The sequence below is a fragment of the Nostoc sp. FACHB-892 genome, from assembly GCF_014698795.1.
Classification (GTDB): Bacteria; Cyanobacteriota; Cyanobacteriia; order Cyanobacteriales; family Nostocaceae; genus Nostoc.
On record NZ_JACJTR010000023.1, the window covers coordinates 21,312 to 42,775 of the forward strand.

15 protein-coding genes and 2 pseudogenes are annotated in these 21,464 nt (G+C 42.0%); 7 read left to right on the plus strand and 10 right to left on the minus strand.

Features of this window, described 5'->3' with window-relative positions; all coding sequences use genetic code 11:
* Nucleotides 1-429: 429 nt before the first annotated feature.
* From H6G96_RS25360 to H6G96_RS25375, 4 genes are all read left to right on the plus strand, one after another.
* Nucleotides 430-1,506 carry an iron ABC transporter substrate-binding protein gene (locus tag H6G96_RS25360; protein WP_190914643.1) on the plus strand — a complete coding sequence of 359 codons (1,077 nt, stop codon included), beginning with the start codon at nucleotides 430-432 and terminating at the stop codon, nucleotides 1,504-1,506.
* A gap of 154 nt (nucleotides 1,507-1,660) precedes the next feature.
* A complete protein-coding gene (locus tag H6G96_RS25365; protein WP_242063389.1) occupies nucleotides 1,661-2,671 on the plus strand; it encodes an iron ABC transporter substrate-binding protein in 1,011 nt (336 codons plus the stop codon).
* 3 nt (nucleotides 2,672-2,674) lie between these two features.
* Nucleotides 2,675-4,291, plus strand: a complete 1,617-nt coding sequence (locus tag H6G96_RS25370) for an iron ABC transporter permease (RefSeq protein ID WP_190914645.1) — start codon at nucleotides 2,675-2,677, stop codon at nucleotides 4,289-4,291.
* Between the two features lie 22 nt (nucleotides 4,292-4,313).
* Nucleotides 4,314-5,351 carry an ABC transporter ATP-binding protein gene (locus tag H6G96_RS25375; protein ID WP_190914647.1) on the plus strand — a complete coding sequence of 346 codons (1,038 nt, stop codon included), beginning with the start codon at nucleotides 4,314-4,316 and terminating at the stop codon, nucleotides 5,349-5,351.
* 12 nt (nucleotides 5,352-5,363) lie between these two features.
* On the opposite strand, the pseudogene H6G96_RS25380 reads toward H6G96_RS25375, so the two are convergent.
* From H6G96_RS25380 to H6G96_RS25405, 5 genes and pseudogenes are all read right to left on the minus strand, one after another.
* Nucleotides 5,364-5,516: pseudogene (locus tag H6G96_RS25380) on the minus strand (ABC transporter); the annotation flags it as partial.
* 1 nt (nucleotide 5,517) lies between these two features.
* Nucleotides 5,518-6,594: an iron-siderophore ABC transporter substrate-binding protein gene (locus tag H6G96_RS25385; RefSeq protein ID WP_242063390.1), complete on the minus strand. Its 1,077-nt coding sequence runs from the start codon at nucleotides 6,592-6,594 to the stop codon at nucleotides 5,518-5,520.
* 151 nt (nucleotides 6,595-6,745) lie between these two features.
* Nucleotides 6,746-9,436: a TonB-dependent siderophore receptor gene (locus H6G96_RS25395; protein ID WP_190914652.1), complete on the minus strand. Its 2,691-nt coding sequence runs from the start codon at nucleotides 9,434-9,436 to the stop codon at nucleotides 6,746-6,748.
* A 142-nt stretch (nucleotides 9,437-9,578) separates the two neighbouring features.
* The gene (locus H6G96_RS25400; protein ID WP_190914654.1) at nucleotides 9,579-10,577 is read right to left on the minus strand and encodes an AraC family transcriptional regulator; all 999 of its coding nucleotides are present in this window, start codon (nucleotides 10,575-10,577) and stop codon (nucleotides 9,579-9,581) included.
* Between the two features lie 220 nt (nucleotides 10,578-10,797).
* Nucleotides 10,798-11,001 (minus strand): annotated as a pseudogene (locus H6G96_RS25405) (helix-turn-helix transcriptional regulator); the annotation flags it as partial.
* A gap of 222 nt (nucleotides 11,002-11,223) precedes the next feature.
* On the opposite strand from H6G96_RS25405, the gene purH reads away from it, so the two are divergent.
* Nucleotides 11,224-12,744 (plus strand): bifunctional phosphoribosylaminoimidazolecarboxamide formyltransferase/IMP cyclohydrolase, encoded by a 1,521-nt coding sequence (gene purH, locus H6G96_RS25410; protein WP_190914656.1) that lies wholly within the window; start codon nucleotides 11,224-11,226, stop codon nucleotides 12,742-12,744.
* 561 nt (nucleotides 12,745-13,305) lie between these two features.
* The gene (locus H6G96_RS25415; protein ID WP_190914658.1) at nucleotides 13,306-13,938 is read left to right on the plus strand and encodes an HD domain-containing protein; all 633 of its coding nucleotides are present in this window, start codon (nucleotides 13,306-13,308) and stop codon (nucleotides 13,936-13,938) included.
* Here the strand turns inward: H6G96_RS25415 and H6G96_RS25420 are convergent.
* From H6G96_RS25420 to H6G96_RS25430, 3 genes are all read right to left on the minus strand, one after another.
* A complete protein-coding gene (locus H6G96_RS25420; RefSeq protein ID WP_190914660.1) occupies nucleotides 13,935-14,654 on the minus strand; it encodes a peptidase E in 720 nt (239 codons plus the stop codon). The two genes, H6G96_RS25415 and H6G96_RS25420, sit on opposite strands and share 4 nt — an antisense overlap.
* A 27-nt stretch (nucleotides 14,655-14,681) precedes the next feature.
* A complete protein-coding gene (locus H6G96_RS25425) occupies nucleotides 14,682-15,434 on the minus strand; it encodes a biotin/lipoate A/B protein ligase family protein (protein WP_190914662.1) in 753 nt (250 codons plus the stop codon).
* Between the two features lie 86 nt (nucleotides 15,435-15,520).
* The gene (locus H6G96_RS25430; RefSeq protein WP_190914664.1) at nucleotides 15,521-16,000 is read right to left on the minus strand and encodes a YbjN domain-containing protein; all 480 of its coding nucleotides are present in this window, start codon (nucleotides 15,998-16,000) and stop codon (nucleotides 15,521-15,523) included.
* A gap of 370 nt (nucleotides 16,001-16,370) precedes the next feature.
* On the opposite strand from H6G96_RS25430, the gene H6G96_RS25435 reads away from it, so the two are divergent.
* Complete coding sequence (locus tag H6G96_RS25435) at nucleotides 16,371-17,411, plus strand: J domain-containing protein (protein WP_190914667.1); 1,041 nt, start codon at nucleotides 16,371-16,373, stop codon at nucleotides 17,409-17,411.
* 180 nt (nucleotides 17,412-17,591) lie between these two features.
* Here the strand turns inward: H6G96_RS25435 and H6G96_RS25440 are convergent, their stop codons facing one another.
* Together H6G96_RS25440 and H6G96_RS25445 are read right to left on the minus strand one after the other, a co-directional pair.
* Entirely contained in the window at nucleotides 17,592-18,716 is a 1,125-nt protein-coding gene (locus H6G96_RS25440) for a THUMP domain-containing protein (protein WP_190914669.1), read from the minus strand.
* Between the two features lie 293 nt (nucleotides 18,717-19,009).
* Nucleotides 19,010-20,725: a fasciclin domain-containing protein gene (locus H6G96_RS25445; RefSeq protein WP_190914672.1), complete on the minus strand. Its 1,716-nt coding sequence runs from the start codon at nucleotides 20,723-20,725 to the stop codon at nucleotides 19,010-19,012.
* Nucleotides 20,726-21,464 lie beyond the last annotated feature (739 nt).

Genomic DNA, 21,464 nt, shown 5'->3' on the forward strand with positions numbered 1-21,464 from the left:
ATCGGGAGTAAGATCAATGTTGTTTGCGGCTCGATAGCGATAGAAACCTTTCAAATTATAAGAAGGTTAATTTTTTTAACGTAGATGCAAAGTGGTGAAGCAGCGCTAGCTTCTCCCAAAGGGAGACAACTCGCAGCCACGCTACGCGAACGTAGAGAAGGACGGAAAGAGAAGAAAGAAATACTTAGTTAGGTAGTGTTATTTTATATTTAACTTTACAGCTACTTTGCGGGTTAGGCTATTTATGACTTTGACTTCAATGGCCTTTGCTGTTTGTCCGTAAAGATTCAGTTCACAGAAGGTAATAGCCAAAAAAAATGTCGTTTGACAACAGAGTGGCAATAGCAGTTTATGATGTTATTGAAATATTTAATCAATAAAATTATTGATTATTCCGAGTAATAGTTTTATTTCTGGTGGATGAAAATTATGAAGCGCCGTAAATTTGTCTATATAGTGGGGCTAGCAACTGTTAGCGGGGGATTAGCGATCGCTTGTAATGCTAATCAAACTCCCACCGATACTGCTCAATCGCCATCAGGGCAGGCTACACCGACTACGGCTGCTAGCGGTACATTAGAAAAAGAGCTAGTAGTCTACTCAGGACGTAACGAAAAGCTCATTGGCGATCTGATCAAACAATTTGAGCAACAAACTAATACTAAGGTAAAAGTCCGCTACGGCGATACTGCTGAGTTAGCATCAGCAATTTTGGAAGAAGGGACAAACAGCCCCGCAGATGTCTTCTTTGCCCAAGATGCTAGCGCCCTTGGAGCTATGCAAAAAGCAAATAGAGCAGTACAACTACCAACATCTCTTCTCAATCAGGTAGATAGTACCTACCGTTCACCAGAGGGGAAATGGCTAGGTATTTCGGGAAGAGTACGTACAGTAGATTACAACACTAAATTAGTAAAACCTGGGGAATTACCATCGTCTATTTTTGGCTTTACTGAACCGAAGTGGAAAGGTAAAATTGGCTGGGCACCCACAAATGGTTCCTTTCAATCTTTTGTCACCGCCTTGCGAGTTGCAGAAGGAGAAGACAAAGCTAGGCAATGGTTAGAAGGTATTAAAGCTAACAATCCTAAAGTTTATCCTAATAATAGTGCGATCGTGGAAGCCTTATCTCGCGGCGAAATTGCTGTGGGATTTGTCAATCATTATTATCTAGAACGAGTCAAACAAGATAATCCTCAAGTTCCAGTGGAGCATCATTTTACCGATGATGTGGGTTCCTTGGTAAATGTTGCAGGCGTAGCAATTCTTAACAGCGCCAAACATCCCAATATTGCTCAAAAGTTTGTCGAATTCATGTTGAATGAAAATGCCCAAAACTATTTTGCTAATCAAACCTATGAGTATCCTCTAACTTCGGCTGTTTCGCCCAAAGGTAAACTGAAATCTCTCCAAGAAATTAAAAAAGAAGCTCAAAAAATCGACTTGAGTAATCTTAACGATTTAGAGGCAACACTCAAACTGATGCAGCAAGTACAAGTCATATAACCTGCAATAGATTGGAATGCATCTGGCAAAAGTAGGAAAAGTCTAAATTTCCGATAAACTTTCTTGCTTATCAGCATAGGTTAATGGTAAAGGTTGAGAATACCAAAATTATTGCAAAAACTTCCTGGTAAGTATTAGGGTGGAGGATTAGAGATTGAAAACTTTAACATTGCTGAAAGTTACAGGATTAGCTCTAGCTGTAACGCTCGGTTGGGGAATTGGGGTAGCTGTAGATGCTCAAACAAAAACCCTCGTGATTTACTCAGGCAGAGACGAGAAATTAATTGGCCCCTTAATTGAGAAAGCAAAAAAAGATTTAAATAAGGATATTCAAGTGCGTTATGGCGATACTGCTGAGTTAGCGATCGCACTTTTGGAAGAAGGCAAAAATAGCCGTGCAGACTTGTTTTTCGCTCAAGACGCTGGTGCTTTAGGTACTTTGGAGAAAAAACAGGTAACACAGCCGATTGCCTCGAAATTACTCAACAAGGTTGATTCTCGCTTTCGTTCTGCTAAAGGGCATTGGCTAGGAATCTCTGGACGCGCTCGTGTAATTGACTACAATACTAAATTAGTTAAGCCAGGGGAACTACCGAAATCAATTTCGCAATTAACAGATCCGAAATGGCGCGGTAAAGTCGGCTGGGCACCAACTAACGGCTCATTTCAGTCATTTATCACCGCAATGCGAGTCTTAGATGGAGATGAAAAAACTCTCCAATGGCTCAAAGCAATGAAAGCTAATGGTGTCAAAGATTACGGTAAAAACTCTGCGATTGTTGAAGCTTTAGGACGCGGAGAAGTTCATCTTGGTTTAGTGAATAATTACTACTTGTATCGCTTCAAAAAAGATGATCCTAACTTTCCTGTTGCCCACCATTACACAAACAAAGACGCAGGATCAATGATTAACGTGGCAGGAGTAGCAATTACGAATACCACAGATCAAAAAGCTGATGTGGAGGCTTTAATTAATTATCTGCTCAACCAGAGTTCACAAAATTACTTTGCTAAAGAAACTAATGAGTATCCTTTAGTAAAAGGAATTCCAGCGCCATCAAAACAAATACCAATCAGTAAGCTTAATCCACCCAATGTTAACTTGACAGACTTAGATGATTTGCCAGCAACTTTGAATTTACTACAGCAGGCAGGAGTTTTGTAACAGTTGAAAGCGGTTCGCCCTCCATTATTTCTTACATTAGCGGCAGGGGTAGTGGCAGTTGCCATTGCCCTGCCATTACTATATTTAGTGATTCGCACCGCAGGTATTGGCGGGGAAGAGTTACAAAAATTGATTTCTCGTCCCCGCAATATCATGGTTTTTTTCAATAGTGCGGCGATGGCGGCAACGGTGACGTTATTTTCCACATTAATTGCTGTACCGTTGGCATTTTTAACTGTGCGGACAGACTTACCAGGAAGACGTTTTTGGTTAGTGGCGACAACATTACCCTTAGCGGTTCCTAGCTACGTAGGCAGTTTTGCGCTGATTGCAACTTTGGCTCCACGCGGTAGTTTTTTGCAACTGTTGCTTCAACCATTAGGAGTAGAAGAATTACCTTCCATTTATGGTTTTCCTGGGACAGTTTTGGCAATTACTTTGTTTACCTATCCTTATATGCTGCTGAGTGTGCGTTCTGGATTACAAGGTATTGATCCATCTCTAGAAGAAGCATCTCGCAGTTTGGGTTATGGCAGCAGAGAAACCTTTTTTAAAGTAGTTTTGCCACAGTTGAAACCATCATTAATTGCTGGGGGATTATTAGTAGCTTTGTATGCTTTACGCGACTTTGGTACACCTTCACTGATGCAATTTGATGCTTTTACACGGGCAATTTTTTTACAATATAAAACTAGCTTTAATCGGAACTCAGCCGCAGCTTTGTCTTTGATGTTGGTGACATTGGTGCTGCTGATTTTGTGGTTGGAATATCGAATGCGATCGCGTGCAGCTTATTATAGTCGTGGTTCTGCTTCTCTACGTCCACCGAAAATTGTCAAGTTGGGTATTTGGAAATGGCCCGCTTTCGGCTTTTGTCTGCTAATTACTAGCTTCGGTGTAGTTTTGCCCGTAGGTATCACATTATTTTGGTTAATTCGTGGACTTAACACTGGCTACACTTTCCCCAACTTATTCCCCACTATTATCAACTCCATTAGCGCGGCTGGACTGGCAGCTTTAGCTACCACCATCTTTGCCCTGCCAGTAGCAATTTTAGCAGTGAGGTTTCCGAGTAAAATCACTGCCATAATTGAACGTTGTTCTTACATCGGTTTTGGAGTTCCCGGAATTGTGGTTGCTTTATCTTTAGTATTTTTTGGTGCCAACTATTTGCCAGCACTGTACCAAACTCTGCCGATGCTGATATTTGCTTATTTAGTTTTATTTTTACCGCAATCGGTGGGAACAGTCCGCAGTTCGCTTTTACAAGTCAATCCCCAGTTAGAAGAATCAGCTCGTAGCTTAGGTAGGAATGCTTGGCAAACTTTAAGAGAAGTTACCCTACCTTTAGTACAATCAGGTGTGTTGAGTGGTGCAGTGCTGGTATTTTTGACAGCGATTAAAGAACTACCCGCCACCATGCTGTTAGCGCCTATTGGCTTTGGAACATTAGCAACGCAAATTTGGCAAGCTACAGAAAATGTAGATTTTGCCGATGCGGCGGCGGCATCATTAGCTATGCTACTAGTTTCTATGGGTTCAACTTTATTGGTGCTATCTCAAGAGAACGTCAAAAAAGATAAAGTCATAAGTAACGCGCAAGTGCAAACAAAGTTCTAACCAGCCTTCTGTTATCTACCTTATGCAACAAGTAATTCTCCACTTACAGAATGTCACCAAGCAGTTTGCAGAAACTACCTTTCCTGCTGTAGATAACGTATCTTTAACGTTGCAACAAGGAGATATCTTGGGATTGCTCGGCCCATCTGGTTGTGGTAAAACTACGCTGTTGCGAATGATTGCTGGTTTTGAGCGATCGCAAGCAGGAGAAATTAAAATTGGTGAACAGGTAGTTTGTGATCGTTCTACTTGCATCCCAGCCGAACAGCGCGACATCGGTGTTGTTTTTCAAGATTATGCACTGTTTCCCCATCTAAATGTGGCAGAAAATGTGGCCTTTGGGTTGAAAAATTTCAGTAAACAGCAAATCCAAAAACGGATAGCCGAAGTCATTACTTTGGTGAGACTTGAAGGCTTAGAAAAACGTTACCCTTACGAACTCTCAGGTGGACAGCAGCAACGGGTTGCACTTGCCCGTGCTTTAGCACCCCAACCCCAACTCATGCTTTTAGATGAACCCTTAAGCAATCTTGATATTCAAGTTAGGTTAAGGTTGCGAGAAGAAATACGAGACATTCTCAAAGCTGCGGGAACTTCAGCAATTTTTGTTACCCACGACCAAGAAGAAGCATTAGCTATTTCAGATATAGTGGGTGTCATGCGCCAAGGATATTTAGAACAAATAGGCACACCAGAAGAAATTTATACTCATCCAGCATCAAGATTCGTCGCCGAATTTGTCACTCAGGCTAATTTCCTTCCTGCGCGTCGTCAAGGTAATTTATGGGAAACAGAAATCGGCAGTTTTGAGTTAACAGCGAATCACACCGAAGATACTGGTGAAATCATGATCCGTCAAGAAGATTTTATCTTAAAGCCTAGTACTGATGCGCCTGTAGTTGTTCGCACCCGACGGTTTTTAGGGCGTGAGTATCAATATTGTTTACAAACTGCCTCTGGTAAAGAAATTCATGCGCGGACATTGAAAGATATGGCGTTACCTATAGGTACAAGGGTGGAGTTATCCATAGCCAATGATACTGTAAAGGTTTTTACGTAGTATATTTTACTATTAAGTCCCAGATTGTACGCACCACAGAAGAGCATAAATACCATTGAGTACGAGTAAATCCTCGTGCTTACCCTGTTCTACAATTTGACCATCATCCATCACATATATGCAATGACTATGGCAAATTGTGGAAAGACGATGAGCGATCGCAAGTTTAAGGTGTGTTGACGAGGTATTTGTAGAGATCATCAAGGACAGCATTTGCCGCAGTTAAACTTGAACCAGTCCAGGTTGAGGGATCAACTAAATAAACATGATTTTTCTGAACTGCATTAAGGCGTTTCCAAAGGGGGTTTTTCTGAATTTTTGCAAAAGCTTCTTTGGCGTTATTTCTAATAATAGAAACAAATACCACGTCTCCATCAGCCTTCTCTAATTCCTCTTCAGAAATACTGATGCTTCCATAGTAAGCATTAATATTCTGTGCTGTTGGACGCTGTAAACCAACAGCATCTAGAATAGAACCAGCAAACGAGTTTTTCACATCACTCTCAACACCACGATTACCAGAATGTATGTGGATAAATGAAATTTTTTGTCCCTGGTAGCCATTCTCCTTTAGAGAAGCCGCGTCAATGCCCAAAGTTATTTTCAAGGTTTCAATTTTTTTGTAGTAATTCTGCCACGCTTCTTTAGCTTCTTTTTCCTTGTCTAAAACCTGAGCGACAAAATCAAAGTGCTTTGACCAATCCAGAGGTTCTTTAAACTTTCCCAACACGGTAGGAGCAATTTTTGAAAGTAAGGGGTAAACACTCTTGTCAATGTTTTCCCAGCCCAAAATTAAATCTGGCTTAAGCAAGGATATCTTCTCTAGATTAGGTTGAGAAGGCCCCAAATATTCTATGCCATTGCTGATAAGTAACTTATGATCGTCTAGAAAATGAGTGCTGCCAAGGGGCTTTACTCCCAGAAGAAGGGCATTATTAAGAGTTAAGGCAGATAATGTAATGATACGTTTCGGGGCAGTAGGAATACAAGTTTCACCCATAACATGCTGAAACGAATGGCACTCTGCAATGCCCGATTCAATAGGTGTTTGAATGTTATGGCGATCTTTAGGAGTACAGGCTGTGACAAGCAAAAGTCCCATCATGCCCAAAGACAGCCAAGTGACGAAACGGCTTATGTATCTTCGTCTCTTCCCTTGGCTGTTAGAATTGCCAAGAAATCGTACCTTGAATGGTAAGGTCTTCTCCAGCAAAAAGCCGATTTCGATTGCAAGAACTTTCAAAGTAGTCTACCCCGAATAGATTCCTGACATTGAGCGATGTTCTCCACTTATCTTGTTTGTAAAATATGGCGGCATCTGTCCGTAAATAGTTAGGTACGTGGCTCTTTCTGGAAACATCCTTCGATGAAAACCATGTCAATTGTCTCAATTATTAAAATTGCCAGGAAACTGTTCCTTGAAGTGTAAAAGGCTGTCCGTAGTAAACACGATTAGAATTAAGCGCACTTTCAAAATAGTTTACGTCAAATAGATTTTTGAAGTTGAGTGCAACTCGGAATCTCTCTCGGTTATAGAAAATCGCTGCATCAGTGCGAACATAACTAGGCACATCATAAGTATTGGTCAAATCTCCAGCGCGATCGCCTACAAAAAACAAGCCTAGTCCCGCCCCTAAACCTTGTAATTGCCCTTGTTGAATTTCGTACCTTGTCCATAAGTTGAAAGAATGCGTTGCGGTATCTGGTAGGCGCTTTCCAACCAATTCAAGATTAGTATCTTCCGTAGTACGTGCATCGATATAACCATAGCCTGCATAAATATTCCAGCCCGGCAAAATTTCACCTGCAATATTCAGTTCAATACCTTGACTATTTTGCTCACCTACTTGGATAAAAAAACCTTCACGATTGGGGTCTGCTGTAGAGACATTAGTACGGGTCAAATCAAAGAATGCGAGTGTTGCCGAAAGTCGATCGCTCAAATCTGCCTTTACCCCAACCTCATACTGATTGCCGCGTTCTGGCTGCAAGGTAGAGTCTATACCGAAAAAGACTGTACCGTCTGGTGGGGTAAATGAACTTGTGTAACTTGCATAGAGTGAGATGGCAGGTATGGGTTGATAGACAATCCCAAAACGAGGACTGAATGCACTATCCGAGCCACTGCTTTCCGTGTTAGTGATGAAATCTGTATATTTACGATCAAAAGTATCAAACCGCACGCCTAACAACAACTTTAAGCCTTCTGAGAGTGTAACTTGGTCTTGAAGATAAATTCCCCATGAGTTGGTGAGCGAGCGATCGCTACTTTCAAAAAGAACGGCCGCTCCCGGTCTTTTTGCTTGACCATAAACAGGATTAAAGATATCAATCGGGTTCGCTTCCCGTTCAGCATATATTGGTGACAAGTTTTCTGAACTATTAAAATCAACTCCAAATAGTAGCTGATGCTGAATTGAACCAGTGGAGAACTTGCCAACCAAATTTGTGGTCAGAGCATAATATGTATTTTCAAGCTCGTATTCTCGATCTACACGATTAAAAGTTCGATTGTCTGCATCCAATCTTCCCGGAAGCGTAATTAAGTCAGTGTAATCACGATACACAAACCGAAATGCATTACGTAACGACCAGTTATCGCTAAACTTGTGTTCTAGTTGGTATCCAAGCCTTGTAATTGCCAGTTCAATTTTGTCAGAAGGTTCACCAAAGTTGCGGTTACGAGACACTTCACCGATGGGGTTAGATAATATACTACCAATAACAGGTACACCAGATGGGTAGGACTCTCTTGCCTTGATGTATTCTCCCTCTAATATGAGGTTAGTTCTTTCGCCAATGTCCACACTGATAACAGGCGATATGTTTAAGCTTTCACCACCATTAAAGAAATCAGCAAAACTATCTGAATTTCTATAGGCTACGTTGAGACGATATAAAGCCGTCTTCGAGTCATCTAACGGCCCTGAGAAATCAATCGCACCTCGATAATAACTATAAGTTCCAACGGTTGCGTCAATAGCATAAAAGGGTTCGCTTAAGGGACGTTTAGATACTAGGTTGATACTTCCCCCTGGACTACCTAAACCAAATAGCACTGATGCAGGCCCTTTGAGAACTTCGACTCGCTCAATACTGGAAAGTTCAGTCACTTGTCCAGCCATTGTGTCAATCAGTCCATCTCTGAGAACATTCGTTTCTGTTACAGTGAATCCGCGAATGGTAAAAGCGGTGATTGGCCCAAAGTTAAAGCTCTGATTAACACCAGGAACATTTCTAACCGCATCTTCTAAGCGAGTCACCTGTTGGTCACGCAACACTTCTTGAGGCACGACCTGAATCGATTGGGGAATATCACGCAAAGGTGTATCGGTTCTTGTCCCAGTTGTAGTATTTGTTACGCGATACCCATCTTGCTCGCCTGTCACCACTAACTCAATCGGCTCATCCGGCTGCGCTGCTGGTTGCTCTTGTGGTGTCTCACTTGCTGGCTGTTGTGCTTGTGGTGTTTGGGGCTGCTGTGATGGCTGCGTCGCTGTTGCCGCAGAATTTATCCCAAAAACCAGCCCTGCATTATCATCAAATAACTCCACAACGGGCAATCCCACCTCACCCGCTACTGTCACTCGGATAGTATTGGCATCCAGATTTATGACAGTTATCTCAGTAATTCCCTCAACTGGTTTTTGGGAACGGAATGTGAAACCATCACCATTGGGTAAACGCAATTGAGCATTAGGGATATCAGCGATAAAGTTATTCTCAGTACTGCGATCGCTAATTTTCAGTTGTTCCCCCTGAGTCGTCTGTAAAATCACCTCCACACCTTTGTCTGTGGGATTAGCTTGCACCCCTGTCACCTGTACAATTTCTGATGAGGGGACTGTTTGGGGTGCTGGCGACTGTACTAGGATAATTGCGCTAGTGCTGGGACGCTCTATTTCACTCAATTGCCGAATTTTTCGAGTCAGCAGAGTTTTATTTTCCTGACTTTGGACTTCCTGCTTCTCACCCGTTGGTTTAATTTCTGCCCATCCCGGCCCAATAGCAACAGCATTCAAGCATCCCGATAGAGTCAGTAAAAACCACAACCGCACACTAACAGACAAACACCAACGCTTCATCACAACTCCTGATACACCAGCTTCTTGCAGAATTGATTGAATTAATCTGCTTTACCAAAACTCGGTGACTGCAAATAGTTCCTAATTCAATGAAGCTGAGTATAGAGAATTAATAGCAACTAAGTCTATGACAAAAATGGCATCATAGCTCTAAAACGGACTTCTTACCCGATAAACATTCACCTGGTGTAATCATAAACCTACGCTTAAAGGTTTCAGCAAAGCGTCCTTGATGGGAATAACCTACTCGGTGAGCAACCTCACCAATAGTTATGTTTCCCTGACGCAATAACTGTTCTGCCCATTCCATCCGTTTCTCTGTCAGGTAGCGAAATACTGTTGTTCCAAACAATTCTTGAAATCCACGCCGGAGAGTGCGATCGCTCACCCCGACAATTTGTGCTAATTCTAATAAAGTCGGCGGATTCTCTAAATGTGCCAATAAAATTTCCCTAGCCAGATGAATCCGGGCGATGGTATCAGGCTTTAGTCGCGGCGATCGCTGTAGTTGATCTTGAGCAGATAAGATGGGAGCTAACTGCAACGCCATTAGTTCTAATACCTTCGCCTGTAAATACATCCGCTTTGTCATTCCCTGAAAAGGACAATTGACAATTTGCTGTGCTACTCCTTGAATAGCCGGTGTAGTTTTCGGGTAGAGTAAAGTTTGCCAATTATTACCCTTTGCCAACAAACGCAACTGCTGGGGAATGTCTCCTGTTTCATCGGGGAAAAAAGTTGCCAGCAAATCAGGAGGCATGTGAATGTCAACGGCCAAACGTGGAGATTTGGGAGATTCTGAAAGCATTTGGCGTTGAACACCACTACCAGAAATACACGTATATCCTTCCCCTAACTGCCCCCCGGATTCGTCTATGACTTTGCCAGAAAGGAGGACACAAAATTGCAGTGGGTGATCCCATTCAGAGATTTTAAGCAACACATCATCGTGATATTCACAATCCCAAATCGTCACCCAGAGATCAGGATGCACCTCAATATCCCGTAGATAGCCTTTACCCAGTTGCTTGGGCATTTCACTGATGATTTCAAATGGCTCTTTTTCTGGTGCTTGGTGGCTATTTTGGTTGGCTTCCGCCCACAGTTCCCAATTCTCTTTTTGGGTCAGGGTGATGGTCATAACTGAATAATAATTTAATAGTATTTATTCTCAATAATGTACCGCGAATGCTTGATAAAAAAGCAAATTACCATAGATTTCCTGATTTGCAGACAAGCTTATTTTCATTAAAATTAAAAGCAAATATTAATGAATCCTAGACTGTACCCGCCACAAACTGGCATAAATTCCATCAAGACGTAATTCATGCTGTTATTTACATGGTTTTAAGATGTTTTTACTAGATATTTGAAAAAGCAAAGGCAAAGTAGCTGCGACTATCAAAACCCAGCCTAAATGCTACTTCTTCAACCTTCATTTCTCCTAATACTAGAAGTTGTCTGGCTTTTTTTAGTCGATAGCCGTGCAAATATTTAAACGCAGATGTTCCAAAAACTTGACGGAACCCATGCTTCAATTTGAAGTTATTTAGCCCTATTTGTCGTCTTCCAGCGAGCTTGTTGTCAAATAGTGAAAGTCATAGCGATCGCTCTGAGGTTAACTAGCTCCCCAAAGTTCACACTCATAATAGTTCACTTCTACTTTTTGCACAAGCAGCATTGAAAAGTTAATTTATTTGCTGGTATTAGCGGTATTGAAGTAAACCAAGGCTTATGTAAAACTTGAGATCCTTTGCTTCACAACCTAACATCTGAGGAATTGATCAATGGCGCGTCTAGCCCTGCTGAGTGTATCTAATAAAACTGGTTTAATTGACCTAGCCCGTAGCTTGGTTGAAGAATTCGACTTTGATTTAATCAGCAGTGGGGGAACAGCCCAAGCCCTCAAAGATGCGGGACTCCCAGTTACTAAAGTTGCAGATTACACAGGTTCACCAGAAATTTTAGGTGGTCGAGTCAAAACGCTACATCCCCGAATTCATGGCGGGATTTTGGCGCGGCGAGATGTTCCCCAAGATATTATAGACTTAGAAAATAACCAAATTCGCCCGATTGATTTAGTGGTGGTGAATTTATATCCCTTTGAGGAAACGATCGCTAAATCAGGGGTGACATTAGCTGAAGCGGTTGAACAGATTGATATCGGTGGGCCAGCAATGCTACGGGCATCATCGAAAAACTTCGCCCATCTGGCTGTATTATGCGATCCAGCGCAATATGACGAGTATTTACAGGAATTGCGGCAAAATAACGGCGTAGCATCCCTAGAGTTTCGGCAAAAGGCGGCATTAAAAGGATTTTCGCACACTGCTAGTTACGATCAAGTGATCGCATCTTACCTCGCAGAAGCACAACAGTACACTCTTAGCGGCACACAATTGCAATCTCTGCGTTACGGTGAAAATCCACATCAACCCGCTACATGGTATCAAACTGGTACTACCCCAACAGGATGGACAGCCGCGACGAAACTGCAAGGCAAAGAACTTAGTTACAATAACTTAGTTGATTTAGAAGCCGCACGCCGAATCATTGCTGAATTCACCGATACCCCAGCAGCAACGATTATCAAACATACAAATCCCTGTGGTACTGCACTAGGAAGCACTATTTCAGAAGCCTATCAAAAAGCTTTCAATGCTGATTCTACTTCTGCTTTCGGTGGAATTGTCGCACTCAACCGCCCGATTGATGCGGCTACAGCTAGCGAGTTAACTAAAACATTTTTAGAATGTGTGGTTGCACCAAGTTGTGATGCGGAAGCTCAAGAAATCCTGGCAAAGAAATCTAACGTGCGGGTTTTGACTCTAGCTGATTTGAGTAGCGGCCCCAAGGATACAGTGAAAGCGATCGCAGGTGGTTTTCTTGTCCAAACCGCCGATGATATTGTTGCAGACACCACTCAATGGCAAATAGTCACCGAACGTCAACCCACCGACAGCGAATTAGCCGAATTGCTGTTTGCTTGGAAAGTTTGCAAACATGTTAAATCTAATGCAATTGTTGTAACTAGCGATCGCACTACACTAGGAGTAGGTGCTGGTCAAATGAACCGCGTCGGCTCGGTTAAAATTGCCCTAGAACAAGCTGGAGATAAAGCCAAAGGTGCAACTCTAGCCAGCGATGGATTCTTCCCCTTCGATGATTCAGTCAAAACAGCCGCAGCCGCAGGAATTACAGCCATTGTCCAACCAGGGGGAAGTGTACGTGATAAGGATTCAATCAAAGCTGCCAACGAACTGGGTTTACTGATGGTCTTAACTGGTGTACGTCACTTTTTACACTAAATCATTGCTTCTTAGGTGTGCAGTTTACAAAGTGTCACACTAAATACTTTCTTTATAATTGAAGCAATGATATTATCTAATCGTGTGTGAGGAGCAAGTTAAAAATAAAAAGCGTTTGGGGTGGAAACACGGCAACACTCCCAAGCGCTTTTTAATTTATCAAAAATTGGATTGCTTGTGCAGTTTTGAAAATGTCACTCAATATACTTGCCATTTAATAGAAGTAGTGATATTGTCTATTTGTGTGTGAGGAGCAAGTTGAGAATAAAAAATGTCTGGGGTGGAAACACGGCAACACTCCCAGGCATTTTTTAATTTGTATATAAGAATTGGATTACTGGTGCAGTTTTGAAAGTGTCACTCACTATAATCGCCTTTTAATTGAATCAGTGATAGTATTTAGCTGTGTGAGGAGCAAGTTAAAAATAAAGAGCGTCTGGGGTGGAAACACGGCAACACTCCCAGGCGCTTTTTAATTGGTATGCAGAAACAAGACCTCGCAAATGTCTTAGAGTTCAAAATCGAAAATCCAGTAAAATTTATTCACAATTAGAAATTCAGGTGCAAATCAATCGACTGACTCAACAAATTCAATTCATCATTGAAATTGATCGATTGAAACACGTGATGCGCCAAACCCTACTCACTGATGGGTCACGGCGGGAAAATAGTGCTGAACACTCTTGGCATTTAGCGGTGATGGCAAGTGTATTAGCAGAATATGCCCCAGAGGGTGTTGATATATTCCATGCCATCAAAATGCTGCTAATTCACGATTTGGTAGAAATTGATGCAGGTGACACCTTTTGTTACGATGTGCAGGGTAATGACAGCAAAGCAGAACGAGAAGCACAAGCAGCATTGCGCTTATTCGGACTTTTACCAGCAGACCAAGGTAGCGAATTGCGTTTACTTTGGGATGAGTTTGAAGCAGGAAAAACACCCACCGCCAAATTTGCCGCAGCCCTAGACCGTATACAGCCCTTGTTGCATAATCAGCAAACTCAGGGCGGGACTTGGCGGATTTATGGCATTAGGCGTGACCAGGTGATGAAACGGGTAGCGCCAGTAGAAACAGGTGCGCCGGAACTGTGGCCCTTTGTTTTGCAATTGATTGATGATTGTGTGACAGCAGGGTATCTTAAAGATGATACTGCCTTAATTACTCAAGAGTTTCGCACTGAAAATTCTTAGCTATTTCCCAAGTATATAGGTTCTAAAATCGTTTCTTTAACTGTCTTATCTACTCTTTCTAAACAATAAGCTTTGGGTTGCAGACGTGAACTCACAACTTTTTTCAACTGTTCGCCAACAAAATGGAGAGCAACCCCATCGTCTACAGCATATCCAGAGCTAATAAGTCCTTCTGATAAAAGTTGATGGTAAGCAGGTTTTCTTCTTGGCTCACCGTCGTAATGAGGACAGTTACTACCTTTTAGAAAGCCAAGGCACTGTAATACGCTCATTTTCCCAGGAATAGAGTCTGTCAGACCCTCTTCAAACCAACAAATAGAGCCTGCACTTAAGCCAGAAAGAATAACGCCACTTTCCCAAGCTTCTCTCAAAACATGGTCAATTCCCCACTCTTTCCAAAGAGCAATTAGGTTTTTAGTGTTTCCACCTCCTACATAAATAATGTCCTGCTCAAGAACAAAAGACCGAAAGTCCGATGTAAATGGGTTAAACAAGGATAAATGAGATGGTTGACATAGAAGTTGCACAAAAGCTGAGTAGAATTTAACAATATATTTGTCAGAATCACCACTTGCTGTAGGGATAAAACAAATCTTCGGTCTTTCCTTTTTACATAATCCCAAAATATATCGATCAAGTAGAGGATTTTCAGGTTCCATTGAAAAGCCTCCACCGCCCATTGCAATGATTTGTTTAGGAACTGAATTTGTACTCATTTTAAATCTTGTTCTATTTCTATCCCATCAAATTACCTGAGAACCAGCCTCCGAAATCGGTTTCGCCAAAATTTCTTCCCACTCAGACTGCGAGAGTGGTTTCAACTCTATCTGCATATCAAAACAATTACTAGCTGCGGCAACTAAATCTGCAATAATCTTTTCCATACTCAGACTTTGAGGCAGTTGTACAGTCGTAAAAGATTCTGCACCAAATACTTGAGCAAACAGTTCAGCATCCGGTTGCAAACGGATGGAACCATGTTGCAAAATTACCCCACCACGTCGCAATTGAGCGCTACCAATGAGTTTGGTAGCATCTGGTAAAACTAAATCTGCACTGGTTGCTGTACCAAAACAGTTAGGATTGTGGATGTAACCTCGCCCTTCTGTACCGTAATATAATTCTACGCCGAGCGATCGCCACCCTTGAATCAAAAACTCACAAATTTTTTCGTACACTTGGAAGCGACTACCCGTAAATCCAGATGTGACTACAGCGTAAGTTAAATCACCTTGGTGTAACACAGCCCGTCCACCGGTAGGACGCCGCACTAAATCCAGTTTTTGCCCTTGCCAAATTAAATGTTGCCAATGCTCAGGGAATTGGCGTTGATGATAGCCGAGAGAAATGGCAGGTGGCGACCAAGTATAAAAGCGCAGAGTTGGCGGATGCTTTCTTGAATAGTGCTGTTCTAGCAACCATCGGTCAATCGCCATCTGCACATTGCCGTCTGCCTCTAGCAAAGGAATTAGTCGCCAAACCTGATTACTATGCATCCTATACAGCAAAAGCCCAATCTAAAATCCAAGTTGCGCTAGAAGCACACCAAAGGTACGACCTAAAATCCAAAATCCAAAATTCCTTAAGTTGCACCAAATTCGGTTTGTAAAGCTTCATCATTATTATCAGCGATCGTTGCCACAATGGTAATCAGCCGAGATACTTCACCAGGAGATAACTCCGCTAAAGTGCGTGTTGATATCACAACCACCCGGTTTTCAATAATACCGAAACGCGCTTCAAAAGTACTAGAGCAGTTTAACTCCAAAAGATACCGCATTAACTTAGGTTCATCTTTGGCAGGTAAATTTAGCACCGCAGACCAAACCGTAATGGTGTCTTCATCGGTTGTCCCGTTGAGTTGGACAAATACTTGCACACTTCCGTACTTAAACTTCCAGAGATAACCACCCTCTGGAGTGTGGCTAACCATCGCACTGTCATCTTGTTCCAAGGAATCGATGACATTCTCAATTACCTCTACATGATTAATGCTTGCCGTTTCGGCGATTAGCTCATTAATGGATTCGTTACTAGGTATGGTTTCTTGGTAGCTTGTCATAGAGATTTTTCCTCAACATATTTGCTGTCTTATCTACACATACTTTATAACTTGTGGACGCAATTGGTTTGAGCTTGCTTTTGCGTTTACTTTCCAAATGCTCAAAGTGTGGGGCTGCGATCGCATCTGGAGAGATTGCCTGCACTTGACCATTGAGAGTATCATAATCGTCTCGCAGGAGTATAATTAATGGCGATGTCTACGACGGGCTACGCCTACGCGAAAACATTTCCTTAGTATGGTTAAACCGTACTCACCTGCGCCCACAGTGAAATTTGTGGATGAATACTATCTGTTGTATTAAAACCTATTTCCAGAAGTTAGAAGCATTGAAATTATATTCTAAACCTTAAACTTATATACGTATTTCATGCCTAGAACCACCTCATCTCCATCCCACTCTCCTCTTGAAACTCCACTCGCTCTCTCCGAATTACATATCCGCTTAGAATTTTTAGAAAAAGAACACAAATCGCTACTTAAACAAATTAAGAGAAAGCGAACGGAATTAAATAATTTTGTTGAACAGATGCGAACTTTGTCCACAGAAATATTTCATCAAGCTAATCCCCACTTCCAAAAAATGGCTGAGTTAGACCGGGATATTCATGCTTTATTTGATGAAATCTTTACTACCAGAAAGTTTGGTAAACAAACCATCAAAAATATAGAAGCAGTTTACCTTAACCTCCAGTTGACAGGTGTCATTAGTCGGAAACAATTTAATCTAGAGTTAGACGAAGTATTTAATAATTCCGAACCCAAATCAAATTTTTCAGAGGAAGCTGCTGAAGATCGGCATCAACATTGGCAAGCACAACAGTCTGTAGAATCTCCGTCTGTAGTTAGAACAGAGGATAAGAGAAAAATTCGGGAAACATTTCTCAGATTAGCTGAAATTTTTCACCCTGATAAGGTAAAAGACAGCGAGACACAGAGATATCATACAGAAGTTATGAAATCAATCAATAAAGCCTACCAAGAAGGAGATTTGGCAAGACTTTTAGAAATTGAGCGAGTTCAGCAAGTAGGAGAAGTTATTGATTATAATAGCGAGGATGATTTAACTAGAAAATGCCGAACTATAGAACAGCAGAATCAAATTCTCCTCGCTCAGTATGAAAACTTGAAACAGGAACTGCGTTTAGTAAAAAATACTCCAGAAGGAACTATGGTTTCTGATTCTCGCAAAGCTGCTAAAAAAGGCATTGACTCTATGGCTTTGATGGTAGAAACGATAGAATCTCAAATTAAGGTTATTGTTCAGATCCGGGATTTTGTCAAGGACTTTAGAGAGCAGAAAATCACTATCAAAGAGTTCCTCGGTGGGCCACCAACTCTGCACTCTTTAGATGAGGAAATCATGGAAGATTTGCTTGAGCAAATGTTGTCAGAATTAATGAGATATTAATTGATTATTAAAAATTGGGTTGTTTCGGAAATGGCTAAGGGACTTCCAAATATAAAAATATACCATCGCTATAGAGGCAGGGAGCAGGAGCAGGGGAAGGGAAAGCGATGTCTACGATGGGCTACGCCTACGCTAAACCATAACACAAACCGGAAATCACAAAATCTGATCGATTCGGTCTTAGTACAGCTCGTATTTCATTAACTGACAGGGCAACGTTCCGTTGTACACTGCAATTCGCTTAGATGATTTCAATCCAATCGATTGAGACAGTTCCTTGTTGCCACTCAGCACAAACGCAGTCCAGCCTTTAAAGCGTTGTTTCAACACATCACCCAAAAGTTTGTAAAATGCCCCCAAGTCACTATCTCGCCCCAGCCGTTCGCCATAGGGCGGATTGCACAATAAGATTCCACTGTCTGCGGGGGCGACAACATCAGCAAGCTCCATTTGAGAAAACCATACATGGTTATCAACACCACAGTTTTGAGCATTGTTAATCGCCTGCTCAATCACATTTTCATCGCGATCACTTCCCCAAATCGGCGCGGGAAGGGTATCTAGTTGGCTATCCTTAGCTTCTTGGAGCAACTTTTCTAAAAGGGACAGATCAAAATCGAGCCAAGTTTCAAATCCAAAGCGCTCGCGAAATAGCCCTGGTGCTATATTAAGTGCCTTTAAGCTAGCTTCTAGAGGTAAGGTGCCAGACCCGCACAGAGGGTCGTAGAACATCTGGTCTGGCTGCCAGCCGGAAAGTTGAATGAGGGCAGCAGCTAGAGATTCCTTTAGTGGGGCTGCTCCAACCGCAGGGCGGTAGCCTCGGCGATGTAGACTATTTCCAGAACTGTCGAGCTTAACGGTACAAAAGTCGCGCTCAATATGAACATTGATCCGCACATCTGGTTCATAAAGCTCTACATTTGAACGCTCACCCAGATTTTCTTGCTGTTGGTCAACAATCGCATTTTTGATTTGCAGAGATGTGAAGTGGCTGTGGTTGAGGTGATCATTTTTGCCTGTGGTATTCACCGCCAGCGTCATGTCTGGCGTGAGATAGTTTACCCAATCGATAGTCTGAATGCCGCGATAGAGATCCTTTGCATCTTGACAAGGAAACTCATGGATGTTCATCAAAATTCGGAACGGCAGCCTAGCCCAGAGGTTGACGCGATAAAGCAAAGTGCGATCGCCCTCAAAGGCTACACCGCAAAACCCTGGCTCCACGGAATGGGCACCCAGCTCCTCTAACTCTTGAGCGGCGAGGGTTTCTAATCCACGAGCAACCGTTGCAAAATACTGATTCATTCTCTAATCCAAAGCATTGTCTTTATTGCTGACCCATTGACATTCTCTCTCGTTATACCAATTCACGAAAACCCTGATATATAAAGATTTATCGTAGGGGCATCAAAACCTGTTTGGATTAGTTAAAACAAGGCGTAAGCGCCATCGACTGATTGACGCTTACACCCAACAAATTTGGGCTTTATCTTCTTAAGTTAACACCTATGAGCAATGCTATGCTCTTATGAAAGATTAGGAGCAATACCCTGTGGGAAGCCTTCGGCTACATGAATTACCCCTACTTCTATCTTCAATTAGAAGTTGTAGCCAAGTCCTAATTGTAGCCCTACATCAGTTTCGTCCATAAAAGCAGCATTAACAGCACCATTTAACGTAAATCGAGTACCGAGAGGAACGTCTACACCACCAGTTAGCAGTAATCCAAAATCAGTGTCGAGATTAGCTTCTATGGCTACGCCAGCACCTATATAAGGAGATATAGAGAAGGTTCTTGCACCCACTTCAGCAGCTCGACGAGGAGCAAAATCCAAAGTTAAAGGAACCATAAACAATGTATCATCCCCAAAGATCACTGATGGTCGCACTGAGATATTGCGTGTCAGACCAATTTTGCTGAACACTGAAAAGTTACTGTCGCCCAAAGCTGTGTCGTTGCCGCTCAAACCAATGTTACCACCACCCCCGATATAGCTAGGGCCACCAAGAGTAGTTCTACCTGCGTTAACATTAGGCGTTGTGCCATCTGTATTTCCTGTTGGCGGCTGATTTAACTGGCTGATATTAACATCAGGCGGAACGAGGACTTGGTTAACTGCATGGATAACACCATTGCTAGCTTGGACATCGGCTTGGATAACTCTGGCATTATTCACCGAGACTTGATTATTAGCGCGATCAATTTGAATATTTACAGCGCTTTCTTCATAGGTTTTCAGTTCTCCAGCTGAGAGCTGACTAGCGGTTACTGCACCAGGAACCACATGATATCTCAAAATCTTAATCAATGTTTCTCTGTTCTCTGGTTGCTGTAACTGCTGTAGGGTAGCAGCAGGCAAAGCAGCAAACGCTTGATCGGTGGGAGCGAAGACTGTATAAGGGCCAGGCTGTTGAAGAATATCTGCTAAACCAGCTGTCTTTAATAAAGAAGTCAGAGTTGTAAAAGAATTACTGGATGCAGCAAGAGAAACAATATCAGTACCGGTTTGAGTACCGCCAGCAGTTCCACCAACAATATATTGAGCAGCTGGAAGATTGCTAGCAATGGGTTGCACTCTTCCCTGTCTAGCCAAAGCTTGATATAAGAGTGCCGCAGCTTCAGCACGAGTCAGAGGCTGTTGTGGATTGAGTTGTTTTACATCTGGATAATTAACAACAATATTAGATTGTGTTGCTGCTACCACACTATTAACAGCATACTGCGGGATAGCTGAGGCATCGGTGTAGTAGGTGCTGAGGTCAGTACTGGTTCCAGTGGTGCTACCAGCTATACCCAAACCATTTGTTAAAGCAACGATCGCCTGTACCTTGGGTATTTGTTGATTTGGCGAAAACACGTTCCCAGGATAGCCTGCCACAAATCCAGTTTCGTAGGCGTACTGAATTGCAGAAGCCGCCCAATAGCCAGCAGGAACATCACCAAATCCACCTGCGCTTAATTGCCGAACTCGATTTTGGTTAGGAAAAGCTTTTTGAATTAGGGCAGCAAACTCGGCACGAGTCACAGCTTGGTTCGGTCTAAAGCTGCCATCAGGAAAGCCAGTAATTACGTTGTTGTCAGCTAGGACTTGAATGAAGGGACGCGCCCAATAATCTGAAGAAACATCAGACAAGTTAACTGATGAAGCAGGTGATGGTGTTGCAGATGGTGTTGCAGGCGATGGTGTCGTCGATGGAACAGTATTTTGAGATGAAGCTGGGGTAGAAATTACGATGGGAGTTATTGTAGCAGCTGTCATTCCCAGAACTAGTAAAGCAACCCTTGCTGATGACCCACGGAAAAAACTAAACATGGAAATATCCTCTTTTCAAATTCTTGGATTGACTATTGGAAAATACTAGATGCAAGGTTCGGTGAATACAAATATCGAGATGATTGCTTGGTTTGCCTCGATATGGAAACCACAAATACAACCACTAACTCTGAAAAATTAAAATGTTAGATTTAGATATTAAAAGCATCTATCTTGACATTTCATAACAATTATTCAAATGTTCCCCACACATAGTACAGAATCCCTATTTGATTTTTAAAGAACCGCAGATAACAATAAGTGGCGATACTGTAGCATATGGTATGTTGCAACAATATAAGGCACTTAATGCAAATAGGCGATTTTATCAGTTATAAAATCGCAGCCAAGCAGTAGGATAATTGGCTTTTAATTAGCCATTTCTTTATAATTGCTGAAGATGGTTCATGCCGTCAAGCTAAATGCATCATCATCTTGAGCAATATTTAAGAAATAGAAGGTATCTTGGTGATATCCCGTATTATTCACCTTTTGGCCAAGTTATACAACTAACTAATGGCTGGGTTTCGAGACAAAACTTTCTCTCTTTAGATAGTTGTCTGTAATGGTGAATTTTCAAATACTAGGCTGAGAATTAGCGATCGCAATCAAAATTTTGGGGCATGATTGCACCAATATTTTTTACTAGGAATTATTTTTTTTCAAAAGAGAATTTTATAAAAATGAGCTACGGAGAAACTAGAGTTTTTGAAAGGTGTCTAATTTATAACAATCTTGC

What these genes read in the sequence shown, in the direction of transcription:
- H6G96_RS25360 (WP_190914643.1), top strand. Translation starts at nt 430, where the DNA reads ATGAAGCGCCGTAAATTTGTCTATATAGTGGGGCTAGCAACTGTTAGC.
- H6G96_RS25375 (WP_190914647.1), top strand. Translation starts at nt 4,314, where the DNA reads ATGCAACAAGTAATTCTCCACTTACAGAATGTCACCAAGCAGTTTGCA.
- H6G96_RS25395 (WP_190914652.1), bottom strand. Translation starts at nt 9,436, where the DNA reads ATGAAGCGTTGGTGTTTGTCTGTTAGTGTGCGGTTGTGGTTTTTACTG.
- H6G96_RS25400 (WP_190914654.1), bottom strand. Translation starts at nt 10,577, where the DNA reads ATGACCATCACCCTGACCCAAAAAGAGAATTGGGAACTGTGGGCGGAA.
- purH (WP_190914656.1), top strand. Translation starts at nt 11,224, where the DNA reads ATGGCGCGTCTAGCCCTGCTGAGTGTATCTAATAAAACTGGTTTAATT.
- H6G96_RS25420 (WP_190914660.1), bottom strand. Translation starts at nt 14,654, where the DNA reads ATGAGTACAAATTCAGTTCCTAAACAAATCATTGCAATGGGCGGTGGA.
- H6G96_RS25425 (WP_190914662.1), bottom strand. Translation starts at nt 15,434, where the DNA reads ATGCATAGTAATCAGGTTTGGCGACTAATTCCTTTGCTAGAGGCAGAC.
- H6G96_RS25430 (WP_190914664.1), bottom strand. Translation starts at nt 16,000, where the DNA reads ATGACAAGCTACCAAGAAACCATACCTAGTAACGAATCCATTAATGAG.
- H6G96_RS25435 (WP_190914667.1), top strand. Translation starts at nt 16,371, where the DNA reads ATGCCTAGAACCACCTCATCTCCATCCCACTCTCCTCTTGAAACTCCA.
- H6G96_RS25440 (WP_190914669.1), bottom strand. Translation starts at nt 18,716, where the DNA reads ATGAATCAGTATTTTGCAACGGTTGCTCGTGGATTAGAAACCCTCGCC.
- H6G96_RS25445 (WP_190914672.1), bottom strand. Translation starts at nt 20,725, where the DNA reads ATGTTTAGTTTTTTCCGTGGGTCATCAGCAAGGGTTGCTTTACTAGTT.